The sequence below is a fragment of the Tsuneonella litorea genome, assembly GCF_025154015.1.
In the GTDB taxonomy this organism is placed as follows: Bacteria; Pseudomonadota; Alphaproteobacteria; order Sphingomonadales; family Sphingomonadaceae; genus Tsuneonella; species Tsuneonella litorea.
In genome coordinates this window covers 67,409-80,237 of the sequence record NZ_JAOAMV010000009.1, presented here as the reverse complement: position 1 = coordinate 80,237, position 12,829 = coordinate 67,409, and the positions used below count along the sequence as shown (strand labels likewise).

The following is a 12,829-nucleotide window of genomic DNA, read 5'->3' as shown; positions in this document are numbered from 1 at the left end:
TGATCTCCCGGCTGTCGGGATCATTGAATCAGCGGTTTAGTCCCTCGGCAAGGGGAGTTTTTCAACAGAATACACCCTATTTGCGGACATTCAGGCTTCTGCATGAAAAGCCCGAAAGCGGTCGGATTGCCAGACGCCATCACCCCCGGCCACGGTAGCCCGCGACGCCCTGGTCGGGCACCCACAGCCCCTCAGGCGGCGCGCCGGTCTGCCAGAACACGTCGATCGGGATCCCGCCGCGCGGATACCAATAGCCACCGATGCGGAGCCACCGGGGCTCCATCTCCTTCTCGAGCCGCTGGCCGATGCCCACCGTCACGTCCTCGTGGAAGCCGCAGTGATTGCGGAATGACCCGAGGAACAGCTTGAGGCTCTTCGATTCGACGATCGTTTCGCCCGGCGCGTAGTCGATCACGAGGTGCGCGAAGTCCGGCTGGCCGGTCACCGGGCAGAGCGAGGTGAATTCGGGCGCGGCAAATCGGACGAGGTAGAGCGTGCCCTTGCGCGGGTTGGGAACGTAGTCCAGGGCCGCTTCTTCCGGAGAAGCGGGCAGCACGCTCGACTTGCCGAGGTGCGCGGTGGCAGGTGTGTCGCTCATGCCGCGCATCTGGCGCGAATTGCAGCTTCCCGCAAGGCGGCGGTGGACTCGGGCAATTCAGTGCCTATTCAGCGCGCCGGACGCTTGGGAAGTCCCGTCGGGAGCCATGAAGCACTTCGTATCCGCCAGTCTGATCGCGCTCGCCGTGGGTGCAGCTGCCGTGCCCGGGTCCGCCCAGGACGGCAGCGCGCCGGGCGGATTCCGCTTGCCCACGCCCACGCCCACCCCCACCGACGTCCAGGGCCCGGTCGATCCCGATGCCCCGATCCTCACCCGGCCGCGGGCGCCCACGCCTACCCCCACGCCGCGGCCGACCGCGGCCCCCGCTCCCGCGCCCACGCCCGAACCGTCGCCCACGCCGCGCGTGGTCAGGCCCCCGAGCAACAGTTCGCTTCCCCCGCGCTTCACACCGCCCGCGACCCCCAGCCCGCAGGAGTCCGAGGCGGTGGTCGAAAGCGCCACCCCCTTTCCGGGCGCCGCGACCGAATCGGCCCCCGCGCCACTGCCGACCGCCGCATCGGAACCCGCACCTGCCGGCGCGTCAGCGGTCGAGGCGCCCGCAGACAGTTCCGGGAGCGGGCTGCCGGCCTGGCTCTACGCGCTCGGCGGACTGGTCCTGGCGGGCGGCCTCGGCGCGGCGCTATGGTTCCGCCGGCGCAAGGCGGCTGACGCGCCGCCGCCCGCTATCGTGCCCCCTCGCCCCGCGTCCGCGGCCGAGGCGAGCGCGCGGCGTCCGGTTACTCCCCCCGCTCCGGCGCCCGCGCCCGTGCCCGCCGGATCCGTGCTGGCAATCGACGCGAAGGCCAAGCAACTCGCGCGCAGCATGCGGTTTGCGACGCTTTCCTACGAACTGCGGTTGACCAATCGGGGGGCGATCCCGCTGGAGAATGTCGTGTTCGGGGTTGATCTCGTCACCGCCCACGCCCGGATCCCAGCGAGCGATCAGCTGGCCGATCCGGCCGTCCCGCTGACCCCGGTGCAGACGGTCGAGCGGCTCGACCCGGGCGAGAGCGTCGCCTTCAGCGGCGAGTTCCGGCTGCCGCTCGAGGAAATCCGCCCGATTCCTCACGGCAAGGCGGTCGTCTACGTTCCCCTGCTCCGGATCCGCGCCGAGGCAGCGGGCGTGGCGCCGGTCGCGCGCACCTTCGTCGTCGGGCTGCGCACGCCCGGTGCGGAGCGCCTGCAGCCTTTCCGGCTCGACGAGATGCCGCAGGTCTACCACGCAGTGGGGCAGACGGCGCTCGATTAGCCGCTGGATCGCGCGCGCCGAGGTCGCTAGGCCTGCGGTGCATGGAAAGCCTCGTTTCGACTGACTGGCTCGCGCAGGCGCTTGGTGCCGATGACCTCGTCGTGATCGATGCTTCGCGCCACCTGCCTGCAACCGGCCGAGACGCGGCCGCAGAGTTCCTGGCGGCGCACATCCCGGGCGCCCGGTTTCTCGATCTGTCGCGGCTGGCCGATCCGCAGTCCCCGGTCGGCTACACCCTGCCCGGCCCGAGCCAGGCGGCGACCGTGCTCGGCGCGCTGGGCTTGCGCCGCGAGGCGCGCATCGTGATCTACGACGACAGCGCGGTGAAGACCGCGGCACGGGCCTGGTTCATCCTGACCGGCTACGGTTTCGAGCAGGTGGCGATTCTCGACGGCGGTCTCGCCAAATGGCGGGCCGAGGGCAGGCCGGTCGAGAGCGGCAGCGCCGAATTCTCTGGCGAAGTGCTTGCGCCGGCAGCCTTTACCGGAACGGTCCGCCGCAAGGCCCAGATGCGCGCCAACCTCGACACCCGCGCCGAGCAGGTGATCGACGCGCGCGACCCGGGCCGTTTTACCGGCGCCACCGCGGATACCGTGCACAATTTGCCCGGCGGACACATCCCGGGCGCGCGCAACCTGTTCTATCGCGACCTCTATCGTGAAGACGGCACCTTCCGCCCCGGCGAGGAACTGCGCGCGGCGTTCGAGGGCGCAGGGGTCGATCTTGAGCGGCCGATCGTCACCTCGTGCGGCAGCGGGGTGACCGCGTCGATCCTGCTGTTCGCGCTCGATCGGCTCGGGATCGAGGGCGCCGCGCTCTACGACGGAAGCTGGAGCGAATGGGGCGCAGATCCCGCGACCCCCAAGCAAACCGGAGCGGCCGCCTGATGGCGAAGAAGGGCAGCGACACCCGGCCGGGCACCCGCCTCGTGACCGGGGGACGCAGGGCCGAATGGACCGGGGCGGCGGTCAATCCGCCGGTCTGGCGCACCAGCACGCACCTTTACGAAGACAGCGCCGACCTCGCCGCGGGCCGCCCCAATGAAGACGGGCATTTCTACTACGGCCGCCGCGGGACGCCGACCCAGTGGGCGCTTGCCGACGCCCTGACCGACATCGAGCCGGGAGCAGACGGCACGGTCCTCTACCCCAGCGGAGTCGCGGCGATCGCCGGGGCGCTGCTCGCGGTGCTGAAGCCGGGCGACGTGCTCCTCGTCACCGACAACGCCTACGAGCCCACGCGCAGCATCGCGCAAGGGCTGCTCAAGCGGTTCGGGATTGATGCGCGGTTCTTCGATCCGCTGGACCTCGCCGCTTACGAAGACGCGTTCTGCGAGCGCACGGCGGCCGTCATGTTGGAAAGCCCCGGCAGCCTGACGATGGAAGTCTGCGACGTGCCCGCGCTTGCCCGCATCGCGCGCGACAATGGGGCGGTGAGCGTGATCGACAACACCTGGGCCTCCCCGCTGGGGTTCGCCCCGCTCGACCACGGTTGCGACATTTCGGTGATGAGCCTGACCAAGCACGTCGGGGGCCATTCCGACGTCATGATGGGATCGGCGAGCGCGGGGAAGGCGTGGCATCGCAAGCTGCGTCTCACCGCGCAGAGCCTCGGCACCGTCGTCTCGCCCGACGACGCGGCGCTGGTCCTGCGCGGCCTGAGGACGATGGGTGTGAGGCTCGCGCAGTCGACCGCTGCCGCGCTGGAGATCGCGCGCTGGCTCGACGCACGGCCCGAAGTCGCCCGCGTGCTCTGCCCAATGCTGCCCGGCGCGCCGGGACACGCACTGTGGCGCCGCGATTTCACCGGAGGCTGCGGCCTGTTCAGCATCGTGCTGTCCGGCCGGGGCGAGGCGGAACGCGCCCGCTTCGTGGACGCACTCGAACTGTTCGGCATCGGCTTCAGCTGGGGGGGATACGAAAGCCTCGTAGTGCCGTTCGATCCCCCGCGAAGCGCGACAAGCTGGCCACCCGCCGATTTGGCAGCAAACCCCGGGGCCGCTATCAGGTTGTCGATCGGGCTCGAGGATCCCGCGGACCTCGTCGCCGATCTCGACCGGGCCTTCGCCGCAATGGACAATAGATGACAGCCACGCCGCTGCCGACGGATACGCCGATCCCCGACCCGGCCGGAGCCGCGACCGACGTCGCCGCGGTTCTGCCCCCGGCGACCCCGCCGGCCATCCCCACCGCCACCCCTTCGCCGGAGACCGCGATCAAGGCGGCCGAAGGTATCAAGGAAGTCGTCGCCGAGAAGGGTGGTGGGACCGCTGCGGGGGTCGTCGAGACGCTCGACGGACTGGCCGTCGACATCGGCTCGTTCCACCTGTCGATGTGGGACGCGATCGTGTTCATCTCGGTCCTGGTCGGGATCTACTTGCTCGCGTTCTTCCTCAGCCGGTTTGCGCGGCGGACGCTGCGGCGGCTGACGCGCTTCGACCAGACCCAGCGCCTGCTCGCCGAAAAGCTCGTCACCATCGCCGTGTGGGCCATCGCGGTTCTCCTCGGGATCGACATCCTCGGCATCGACCTGACCGCACTCGCGGTGTTTTCGGGCGCGTTCGGCCTCGCGATCGGGTTCGGCCTGCAGAAGACCTTCGGCAACCTGATCGCCGGGATCATCCTGCTGATGGACCGGTCGATCAAGCCCGGCGACGTGATCGCCATCGCCGATTCGGCCGGCAACATGACCTTCGGGCAGATCCGCAAGATCGGCATCCGCGCGGTTTCGCTGACCACCCGCGACCAGCGCGAATACCTGATCCCGAACGAGAACCTGATGATCAACCAGGTCGAGAACTGGTCCTATTCGTCGCGCAACGTGCGCATCCAGGTGCCGGTGGGGGTGTCCTACAACTGCGACCTGAAACTTGCCGAGAAGCTGATGCTCGAGGCGGCGAGGAGCGCCACGCGCGTGCTCAAGACCCCGCCGCCGGTCTGCTGGCTCGACGCGTACGGCGACAGTTCGGTCAATTTCGTGATCCACTGCTGGATCAACGATCCGGAGGACGGGGTCGGCAACGTCCGGTCGGACGTGCTCAAGCGCCTGTGGGACCTGTTCGCCGAACACGGGGTCGAAATCCCTTTCCCCCAGCGCGACCTCAACTTGCGCGACAATGCCCAGTTCCAGCAGCTGGTGGCGGCGATCTCGCAGCGGATCGAGAAACCGGAGAGCGGCGAGCGGGGCGCCGCGGAAGGCTAGCTTCGCGCCTTTCAACCCCAGATTTCAAAATCGCGCCTTCCCCGTCTGACAGGCAATCTGGCTGGCGACTCCGGGCCGGGGCGCGCATTTCGCCGCCATGGCCACCACAGGTACAGTCTATCTCGTCGGCGCGGGACCGGGTGATCCCGACTTGCTGACGCTGCGCGCCGCGCGGCTGGTCGAGCGCGCGCGCCTGATCGTTCACGACGGGCTCGTCGATCCGGCGATCCTCGCGCTCGCCCCCGCCTCGGCAAGACGCATTTCGGTGGCGAAGAGCCGTGCGCGGCACACCCTGCCCCAGGAATCGATCAACGCGCTGCTGGTGCGCGAGGCGCTCGCCGGGCGCGACGTCGTTCGCCTCAAGGGCGGCGATCCGCTGGTGTTCGGGCGCGGCGGCGAGGAGGCGGAAGCTTGCCGCGCCGCCGGCGTGCCGGTCGAGATCGTCCCCGGCATCAGCGCCGCAAACGGGGCGGCCGCGGCCGCGCAGATCGCCCTGACCCACCGCGACGCGTCGAGCGTGGTCAGCTTCGTCGCCGGCCAATGCAAGGGTTTGAGCGAGCAGGACTGGGCCGGCCTTGCCGGCAAGGGACGCACGCTGGTCATCTACATGGGTGTGAAGACCGCGCCGCAAATCGCTGAAAAGCTTATGGCCGATGGCCTTGCGCCCGATATGCCGCTGGCAGTGATCGAGAATGCCTGCCGTCCGCAGATGCGGGTGCTGCGCGGGCCGCTCGCCGCCCTGCCCGACCTCGTCGAGCGCGAGGCGGTCAATAGCCCCGCGCTCATCGTCATCGGCGAAGTCACGGCGCGCGCGGACGCCGTCGTGGCCGCACTGGTGGAGACGGCAGCGTGAAAATCCTCACCGGAAACGACCTCAAGACCGGCGCGGTGACCTGGTGGACCGGCTACGACTGGTCGCTTCACGTCGAGGATGCGATCGATGCCGGCGCCGAAGCCGAATCGATCGCCGCGCGTGAAGAAGCCGCCCGGCGGGTCAACGCCCCTTACGTGATCGCGGGCGAACGCACCGAGAAAGGCGTGCGCCCGGCGCACATCAAGGATCGCATCCGCGCGCTTGGCCCCACCGTGCGCCCCGACCTGACCCTCAAGCCCGCCGACCCCGAAGCCGGCAACTGGGTGATCTGATGTATCGTTATGACACTTACGACCAGCAGATGGTCGACACCCGCGTCGCCGAGTTCCGGGACCAGGTCGCCCGGCGCCTCGCCGGCAAGATCACCGAGGACCAGTTCAAGCCGCTGCGGCTGATGAACGGGCTCTACCTGCAACTGCACGCCTACATGCTGCGCGTGGCGATCCCCTACGGCACGCTCGACAGCCGGCAAATGCACGCGCTGGCCGACATCGCCGACAAGTACGACCGCGGATACGGCCATTTCACCACCCGGCAGAACATCCAGTACAACTGGATCAAGCTTGCCGAAGCGCCCGACATCCTCGCCGATCTCGCTGCGGTCGAGATGCACGCGATCCAGACGAGCGGGAACTGCATCCGCAACATCAGTTCCGATCACTTCGCGGGCGCCGCGGCGGATGAAGTCGTCGATCCAAGGCCTTACGCCGAATTGCTCAGACAATGGTCGAGCTTCCACCCGGAGTTCACCGCGCTTCCCCGCAAGTTCAAGATCGCCGTCATTGCGAGCGAGACCGATCGCGCGGCGATGAAGCTGCACGACATCGGCATCCGCATGGTGCGGAACGACGCGGGCGAGATAGGGGCACAGTTCTGGGTCGGCGGCGGCATGGGCCGCACCCCGATGATCGCGCCTTGCATCAACGAATTCGTGCCCGTCGACAGCCTCGTCACCTATTGCGAGGCCGCCTTGCGGGTCTACAACCGCCACGGCCGCCGCGACAACAAGTACAAGGCGCGGATCAAGATCCTCGTCCACGAGCTCGGCGCCGACGAGTATCGCCGCCAGGTCGAGGAAGAGTTCGCGCACCTCCAGGCGCAGGGCATCGAGCCGCCGCTTGCGGAGCTGGAGCGCATTTCCGCCTTTTTCGCCGATCCGCCGTTCGAGAAGGACCTGCCGCGCGGGGTCGACCGGTCGGACCCCGACTTCGCGCTGTGGGTCGATACCAACACCGTGCCGCACAAGGTGCCCGGCTACGTCGCCGCGGTGATCAGCCTCAAGCCGGTCGGCGGCATTCCCGGTGACGCCACATCCGATCAGATGCGACTGATGGCAGACCTCGCGCGGGCCTATTCGTTCGACGAGATGCGCGTGACCCACACGCAGAACATCGCCCTGCCGCACGTGCGCCAGGCGGACCTCTATACCCTGTGGAAGAAGCTCGACGAGGCGGGCCTCGGCACGGCCAACCTCGACCAGGCCGGCGACATCATCGCCTGTCCCGGTCTGGATTACTGCAGCCTTGCCAATGCGCGTTCCATCCCGGTGGCCCAGAAATTGAGCGAGCGGCTCGCCCCGAACGCGGCAGAACTGGGCGAACTCAAGATCAAGATTTCCGGGTGCATCAACGCCTGCGGGCACCACCATGCCGGTCACATCGGCATCCTCGGTGTCGACCGGAAGGGCACCGAAAACTACCAGTTGCTGCTGGGCGGCAGCGAAGCGGAGGACACGTCGCTCGCCAAGATCGTCGGGCCCGGTTTCGACGAAGCGGGAATCGTCGACGCGGTCGAGACCGCGACGGGGGTGTACCTGGCACAGCGCACGAAGGGCGAGCGTTTCCTCGACACATATCGCCGCATCGGAATCGAGCCGTTCAAGGAGGCGCTCTATGGCTGACGTCCTGCGGTTCCGCGATGACGACCCTGTCGACCACCCCGCGGTGACGGTCGATTCGTACATCCAGCAGGCCAATTCGGCGGCGGTGCGGGTCGAGCCGGGCGACGATGCCCGCGCGCTCATCCCCTACCTCGACGGGCTTCGGCTGATCGAGGTGAACTTTCCTGCCTTTACCGACGGCCGCGGCTACAGCGCGGCGCGCGTGCTGCGCGAGGCGGGTTACCAGGGCGAGCTGCGCGCCGTGGGCGACGTGCTCGTCGACCAGCTGTTCGCCCTGCGTCGCTGCGGTTTCGACGCCTTCGAACCCGACCGCCCGCTCGACCCGGCCGACGCCCAGGCCGCGCTGGCGCGCTGGGACCATGTCTACCAGCCCGCCGCCGACGACCGCGCGCCCATCTGGGCGCTCCGCCACCCGGTGACGCATGGCTGACCTTGGCATCAGCAGGTTCGCCGACCGGATCGACACCGGACCACGGTTCAAGCCAGACGATGCGGAGCGGCTCAATCGGCGGTTCGACGGGGCTGACACAGCCGAAATGCTGAGCGGCGTGCTGCGCGGCGGCCTGGCGGGCCGGGTCGCCGCGGTGTCGAGCTTCGGGGCCGAAAGCGCCGTGCTGCTTCACCAGATCGCAGCCATCGCGCCCGACACGCCGGTGCTTTTCCTCGATACCGGCAAGCATTTCGCCGAGACGATTGCCTATCGCGATGCACTCGTCGATCGCCTCGGCCTGACCAACCTCGTCGTGCTCGCGCCCGAGCCGGCCGACCTCGCCGCCCGCGACGAGACCGGCCTGCGCTGGTCCTACGACCCGGACGGTTGCTGCGAGATCCGCAAGGTGCGCCCGCTGGCCAAGGCATTGTCCGGGTTCGATGCCTCGATCACCGGGCGGAAGGCGTTTCAGTCGCAGACCCGCGCCAACCTGCCGCGCTTCGAACTCGACCGCTCGGACGCATCCGGGCGGCTCAAGATCAATCCGCTGATCGACTGGGATGCGGCGCGCATCGCCGCCTACGTCGCCGAGCACGACCTGCCCGCGCACCCGCTGGTCGCCCGCGGCTATCCCTCGATCGGATGCTCCCCTTGCACCAGCAAGGTCGCGCCTGGGGAAGATCCCCGCGCCGGGCGCTGGAAGGGGTGGGACAAGACCGAGTGCGGCATCCACACGCCGGTCGAACTCGGCCCCGACGGCGAGCTACCGCCGGGATACGAACCGTTTCTCTGATGCGATAACCGACGGCGCCCGAGGCGTGCCCCCGACGCCGTCCCCTCATTCGATCTGCCGTCAGCCTTCCAGACGCACGACGGTCGCCGTCTCTCCGGTCTTGGGGTTTGTCGACTGGTAGACCCCATCGACCACCTTCTCGTCATAGCAGACCTGCTCGGACCCTTCCTTCGACGAAGTCTCGCAGTACTGCTCGGGTGACTTCTGCTCCCAGGTACCCGAATCGATCACCGCGCCGCTTGCATCGGTGACCTCGAACGTGCCGTCGGGCTTAACGTTCGCCACGATCTTCTGGCCGTCGGGCATCGTGACCTCGAACTTGCCGTAGGACGGCTTGCCGTCCGCGGCGAGCGTCGTCGGCATGGCGGCAGGCGCTTCCGCCTCGGTGGCCGCGGCATCGGTTTCGGGTTCCGGTGCAGGCTGAGAACAGGCAGCCAGCGCACCCAGCGCGGCCGCCGCAACGAACTTCTTCATGGCAATCCCCCTTGCACGCAGCACCGGGTCAAACCCGGGGCGCGACTCGCAACCCGCGGGCGGACTATGCACGCTCTGACGGCCAAGTCGAATCGTCGCTAGAGCCAGCCCTTCTCGCGGTACCAGCGTGCCGTCTCCTTCATCCCTTCGCGGGTGGGGATGCGCGGCTGCCACAGCGCCGGCGGAACGTGCAGCTCGGGCCGCGCAACCCAGTCGGGATGCGTCATGTAGCCGACCCTGTCGCGCGTCAGCCGCGCGCGCGAGCGGCGCAGCAGCCGGTCGGCGCGCGAGGCCTGTTCGAGGAGCGGCCGCGAGAGGTGAACGACCAGCGGCCGCCGGCCGACCGCCCAGCCGATGACCCGCGCCAGCTCGCGGTGGCTCCAGCCGCCCGCGTGTCCGTCGTCGGGCTCGAAGGTCCGGTGGGTCGCGTCCTCCCCGCCGGGCACGAGCGTGGCGAGCAGCTCGGCCAGATCATCGACGTGGATCAGCGAGCTGCGCCCCGGGGGCGGGACCGGGACGATCCCGCGCTTCGCCAGCCTGAACATCTCAAGGTAGTCGCGATCCCACGGGCCGTAGACCCCTGGGGGCCGCACGATCGTCCAGTCGAGCCCGCTTGCTGCGACCAGGCGCTCGGCGCGTTCCTTCGAAGCGCCGTAGGCGGACAGCGCGGGCTCGCGGGCCGCGAGCGACGACACGAATATGAAACGCGGGACCCCGGCGTCGGCTGCCGCCTTCACGACATTGAGGGTCCCGGCCACGTTGGCAGCATCGAAAGCCTCGGCGTTGGGAGCGGTGGTCAGGCCGGCAACGTGAACCACAGCCTCGGCACCCTTCACCAGCCGGGCAAGCGCCCCGCCGTCCGACAGATCGCCCTGCTCCCAACTGGCCGCGCCCCGCTTGTCCGGCACCGTGCGGGCCAGCGCACGGACCTGCATTCCCGCCCGGTCGAGCGCATCGAGCGCGGCACGGCCGACGAAGCCGGTAGCGCCGGTCAGCGCAACGAGCGGCCCGCTCACAGCAGGACCATGTGGTCGCGATGGATCACGGCGGCGCGGGGCGCATAGCCCAGCAGCGCCGCCTGGTCGCTCGCCTTGCGGCCGGCGATCGCGCGGCATTCGGCGGCGGTGTACTCGACCAGTCCCTGCGCGAGCCGGTCGCCCTTCGCCGAATGGATCGTCACCAGGTCGCCGCGCGCGAAATCGCCGTCGACCCCCACCACCCCGGCCGCCAGCAGGCTCGATCCCGCTCCGAGCGCCGCGGCGCACCCCGCGTCGACCGTCAGCACGCCCGCCGGCGCGATTCTCCCGCCGAGCCAGACCTTGCGCCCGCCGTCGCGCCGCTGCGGCACGAACAGGGTCCCCTTGTCCTCCGCAAGCGCCCGCGCCAGGGGGCGCGCGTGCGTCCCGTTGAGGATCGCAAGCGCGATACCGGCCCGGCCGGCGATTTCGGCCGCCTCCAGCTTCGAAACCATTCCGCCCGAACCCATGCCCGATCCCGACCCCCCGGTCGCCATGGCGCGGACGGCCTCGTCGACCCCCCGGACCTCGCGCACGAGCCGGGCCTCGGGGTCTTTAGGGTCGCGGTCGAACAAGCCGTCGACATCGCTCAGCAGCGCCACGGCGTCGGCCCCCGCTGCCTGCGCGACCCGGGCGGCGAGGCGATCGTTGTCGCCGAAACGGATCTCCGCGGTCGCGACGCTGTCGTTCTCGTTGACCACCGGAATGGCTCCCTGATCGAGCAGGCGTGCAAGGGTCGAAGACGCGTTGAGATAGCGGCGGCGGTCTTCGAGATCCTCGAGCGTAAGCAGCAGCTGTGCCGCGACCAGGCCTTCGGCGCCGAGCAGTTCGTCCCATGCCCCCGCCAGCGCGATCTGGCCCACCGCCGCGGCGGCTTGCGCATCGGCCAGGCTGGTGCGCCCGCCGCCGGACAACCCCAGCCGCGCCGCGCCAAGGGCGATGGCCCCGGAGCTGACGACGACCACCTGCTGCCCCCGCCGGCGGGCCTCGCTGATTTCGCCCGCGAGGGCCTGAAGCCACTCGCGCCGCAGCGCGCCGCCCCGCTCCACGAGCAGCGCCGAGCCGACCTTGATCACCAGCCGCGGGCAGGCGGCGGGATCGGCGATCTGGGAGAGAGCGGCACCGGTCATCCGCGCGGCGCTTAGCGAAGCCATGCCGCCGCGTCACGCCGGGATGTCAGCCCAGCGGCGACCACTCGTCGCTCTCGTCGGGCGCATCCTCGACTTCGCTGCCGCGCGTCTCGGTCGCGGTGCGATCGGGTAGGTAGGAGAGCGCCGCGTCGAGCAGCGCCTCGATGCCCTCGCCGGTCGCGCCGGAGATCGGGTAGACCGCGTCGGCCCCAGCGGCGCGCAGTTCCTTCGCGAACCCCTCGGCCAGCTCCGCGTCGGCAAGGTCGACCTTGTTGAGCGCGATCAGCCGCGGCTTCTCCGCCAGCCCCTCGCCATAGGCTTCCAGCTCGTCCTCGACAATTGCCAGTGCCTCGGCCGGATCGGTCCCGGAGATGTCGATCAGGTGGATCAGCACCCGGCACCGCTCGATGTGACCGAGGAACCGGTCGCCGATCCCGGCGCCCTCTGCCGCGCCCGCGATCAGCCCGGGAATGTCCGCCAGCACGAATTCGCGCCCGCGATGCCGCACCACCCCCAGCTTGGGCACCAGCGTCGTGAAGGCGTAGGCGCCGACCTTGGCCTGCGCGTTCGAGACCTGGTTGATGAAGGTGCTCTTGCCCGCGTTGGGCAGGCCGACGAGGCCGACGTCGGCGAGCAGCTTCAGCCGCAGCCAGACCCACATCTCCTCCGCCGGGATGCCGGGCTGGTGCTGGCGCGGGGCGCGGTTGGTGCTGGTCTTGTAGCTCGCGTTGCCGCGCCCGCCCATGCCGCCTTCGAGCAGGGTCACGCGCTGGCCGACCTCGGTGAAATCGGCGAGGATCTCTTCCTTGTCCTCGGACAGGATCTGGGTCCCGACCGGGACCTGGATAACCAGATCGGGCGCGCTCGCCCCGGTGCGGTCCTTGCCCATCCCGTGGCCCCCGCGCTGCGCCTTGAAATGCTGGGTGTAGCGGAAGTCGATCAGCGTGTTGAGGCCCTGGACAGCCTCGAACACGACGTCGCCCCCCTTGCCGCCGTTGCCCCCGTCGGGTCCGCCGTACTCGACGTATTTCTCGCGCCGGAAGCTGACCGCCCCGGGACCACCCGCGCCGGACTTGATGTAGATCTTGGCCTGGTCGAGAAAATGCATGGGAAAGGCGCTACGCGTAAATGGCGACGCTTGAAAGTCGCGGGTGGCACGGGATC

The 12,829-nt window shown here is 69.5% G+C and carries 14 protein-coding genes; 9 read left to right on the top strand and 5 right to left on the bottom strand.

What is annotated here, in order from left to right; translation table 11 throughout:
- Nucleotides 1–139 precede the first annotated feature (139 nt).
- Nucleotides 140–598, bottom strand: coding sequence for a preQ(1) synthase (gene queF, locus N0B51_RS14485; protein ID WP_259963302.1), 459 nt, complete (start codon nt 596–598; stop codon nt 140–142).
- A gap of 106 nt (nt 599–704) precedes the next feature.
- Between queF and N0B51_RS14480 the strand changes: the two genes are divergently transcribed.
- From N0B51_RS14480 to N0B51_RS14440, 9 genes are all read left to right on the top strand, one after another.
- Nucleotides 705–1,847, top strand: a complete 1,143-nt coding sequence (locus N0B51_RS14480) for a hypothetical protein (protein ID WP_259963301.1) — start codon at nt 705–707, stop codon at nt 1,845–1,847.
- A gap of 41 nt (nt 1,848–1,888) precedes the next feature.
- Nucleotides 1,889–2,734: a sulfurtransferase gene (locus tag N0B51_RS14475; RefSeq protein ID WP_259963300.1), complete on the top strand. Its 846-nt coding sequence runs from the start codon at nt 1,889–1,891 to the stop codon at nt 2,732–2,734.
- A complete protein-coding gene (gene metC / locus N0B51_RS14470) occupies nt 2,734–3,933 on the top strand; it encodes a cystathionine beta-lyase (RefSeq protein ID WP_259963299.1) in 1,200 nt (399 codons plus the stop codon). Before N0B51_RS14475 ends, metC begins: the two co-directional genes overlap by 1 nt.
- On the top strand, nt 3,930–5,048 hold the full coding sequence (locus N0B51_RS14465; protein ID WP_259963298.1) for a mechanosensitive ion channel family protein: 1,119 nt from the start codon (nt 3,930–3,932) through the stop codon (nt 5,046–5,048). The genes metC and N0B51_RS14465 overlap by 4 nt, the downstream gene beginning before the upstream one ends.
- A 97-nt stretch (nt 5,049–5,145) precedes the next feature.
- Nucleotides 5,146–5,901 carry a uroporphyrinogen-III C-methyltransferase gene (gene cobA, locus N0B51_RS14460; RefSeq protein WP_259963297.1) on the top strand — a complete coding sequence of 252 codons (756 nt, stop codon included), beginning with the start codon at nt 5,146–5,148 and terminating at the stop codon, nt 5,899–5,901.
- Nucleotides 5,898–6,194, top strand: coding sequence for a DUF2849 domain-containing protein (locus N0B51_RS14455; RefSeq protein WP_259963296.1), 297 nt, complete (start codon nt 5,898–5,900; stop codon nt 6,192–6,194). Before cobA ends, N0B51_RS14455 begins: the two co-directional genes overlap by 4 nt.
- Complete coding sequence (locus tag N0B51_RS14450; protein WP_259963295.1) at nt 6,194–7,822, top strand: nitrite/sulfite reductase; 1,629 nt, start codon at nt 6,194–6,196, stop codon at nt 7,820–7,822. Before N0B51_RS14455 ends, N0B51_RS14450 begins: the two co-directional genes overlap by 1 nt.
- Nucleotides 7,815–8,252, top strand: coding sequence for a DUF934 domain-containing protein (locus N0B51_RS14445; protein ID WP_259963294.1), 438 nt, complete (start codon nt 7,815–7,817; stop codon nt 8,250–8,252). Before N0B51_RS14450 ends, N0B51_RS14445 begins: the two co-directional genes overlap by 8 nt.
- On the top strand, nt 8,245–9,045 hold the full coding sequence (locus N0B51_RS14440) for a phosphoadenylyl-sulfate reductase (RefSeq protein WP_259963293.1): 801 nt from the start codon (nt 8,245–8,247) through the stop codon (nt 9,043–9,045). Before N0B51_RS14445 ends, N0B51_RS14440 begins: the two co-directional genes overlap by 8 nt.
- A 60-nt stretch (nt 9,046–9,105) precedes the next feature.
- Here the strand turns inward: N0B51_RS14440 and N0B51_RS14435 are convergent, their stop codons facing one another.
- The 4 genes from N0B51_RS14435 to obgE all read right to left on the bottom strand — a co-directional run bounded on the left by N0B51_RS14435 (nt 9,106) and on the right by obgE (nt 12,773).
- On the bottom strand, nt 9,106–9,519 hold the full coding sequence (locus N0B51_RS14435) for a hypothetical protein (RefSeq protein WP_259963292.1): 414 nt from the start codon (nt 9,517–9,519) through the stop codon (nt 9,106–9,108).
- 98 nt (nt 9,520–9,617) lie between these two features.
- Nucleotides 9,618–10,535 carry an NAD-dependent epimerase/dehydratase family protein gene (locus N0B51_RS14430; protein WP_259963291.1) on the bottom strand — a complete coding sequence of 306 codons (918 nt, stop codon included), beginning with the start codon at nt 10,533–10,535 and terminating at the stop codon, nt 9,618–9,620.
- Entirely contained in the window at nt 10,532–11,665 is a 1,134-nt protein-coding gene (gene proB / locus N0B51_RS14425) for a glutamate 5-kinase (RefSeq protein WP_259963304.1), read from the bottom strand. Before proB ends, N0B51_RS14430 begins: the two co-directional genes overlap by 4 nt.
- Before the next feature lie 46 nt (nt 11,666–11,711).
- The gene (obgE, locus tag N0B51_RS14420; RefSeq protein WP_259963290.1) at nt 11,712–12,773 is read right to left on the bottom strand and encodes a GTPase ObgE; all 1,062 of its coding nucleotides are present in this window, start codon (nt 12,771–12,773) and stop codon (nt 11,712–11,714) included.
- Nucleotides 12,774–12,829: the final 56 nt, after the last annotated feature.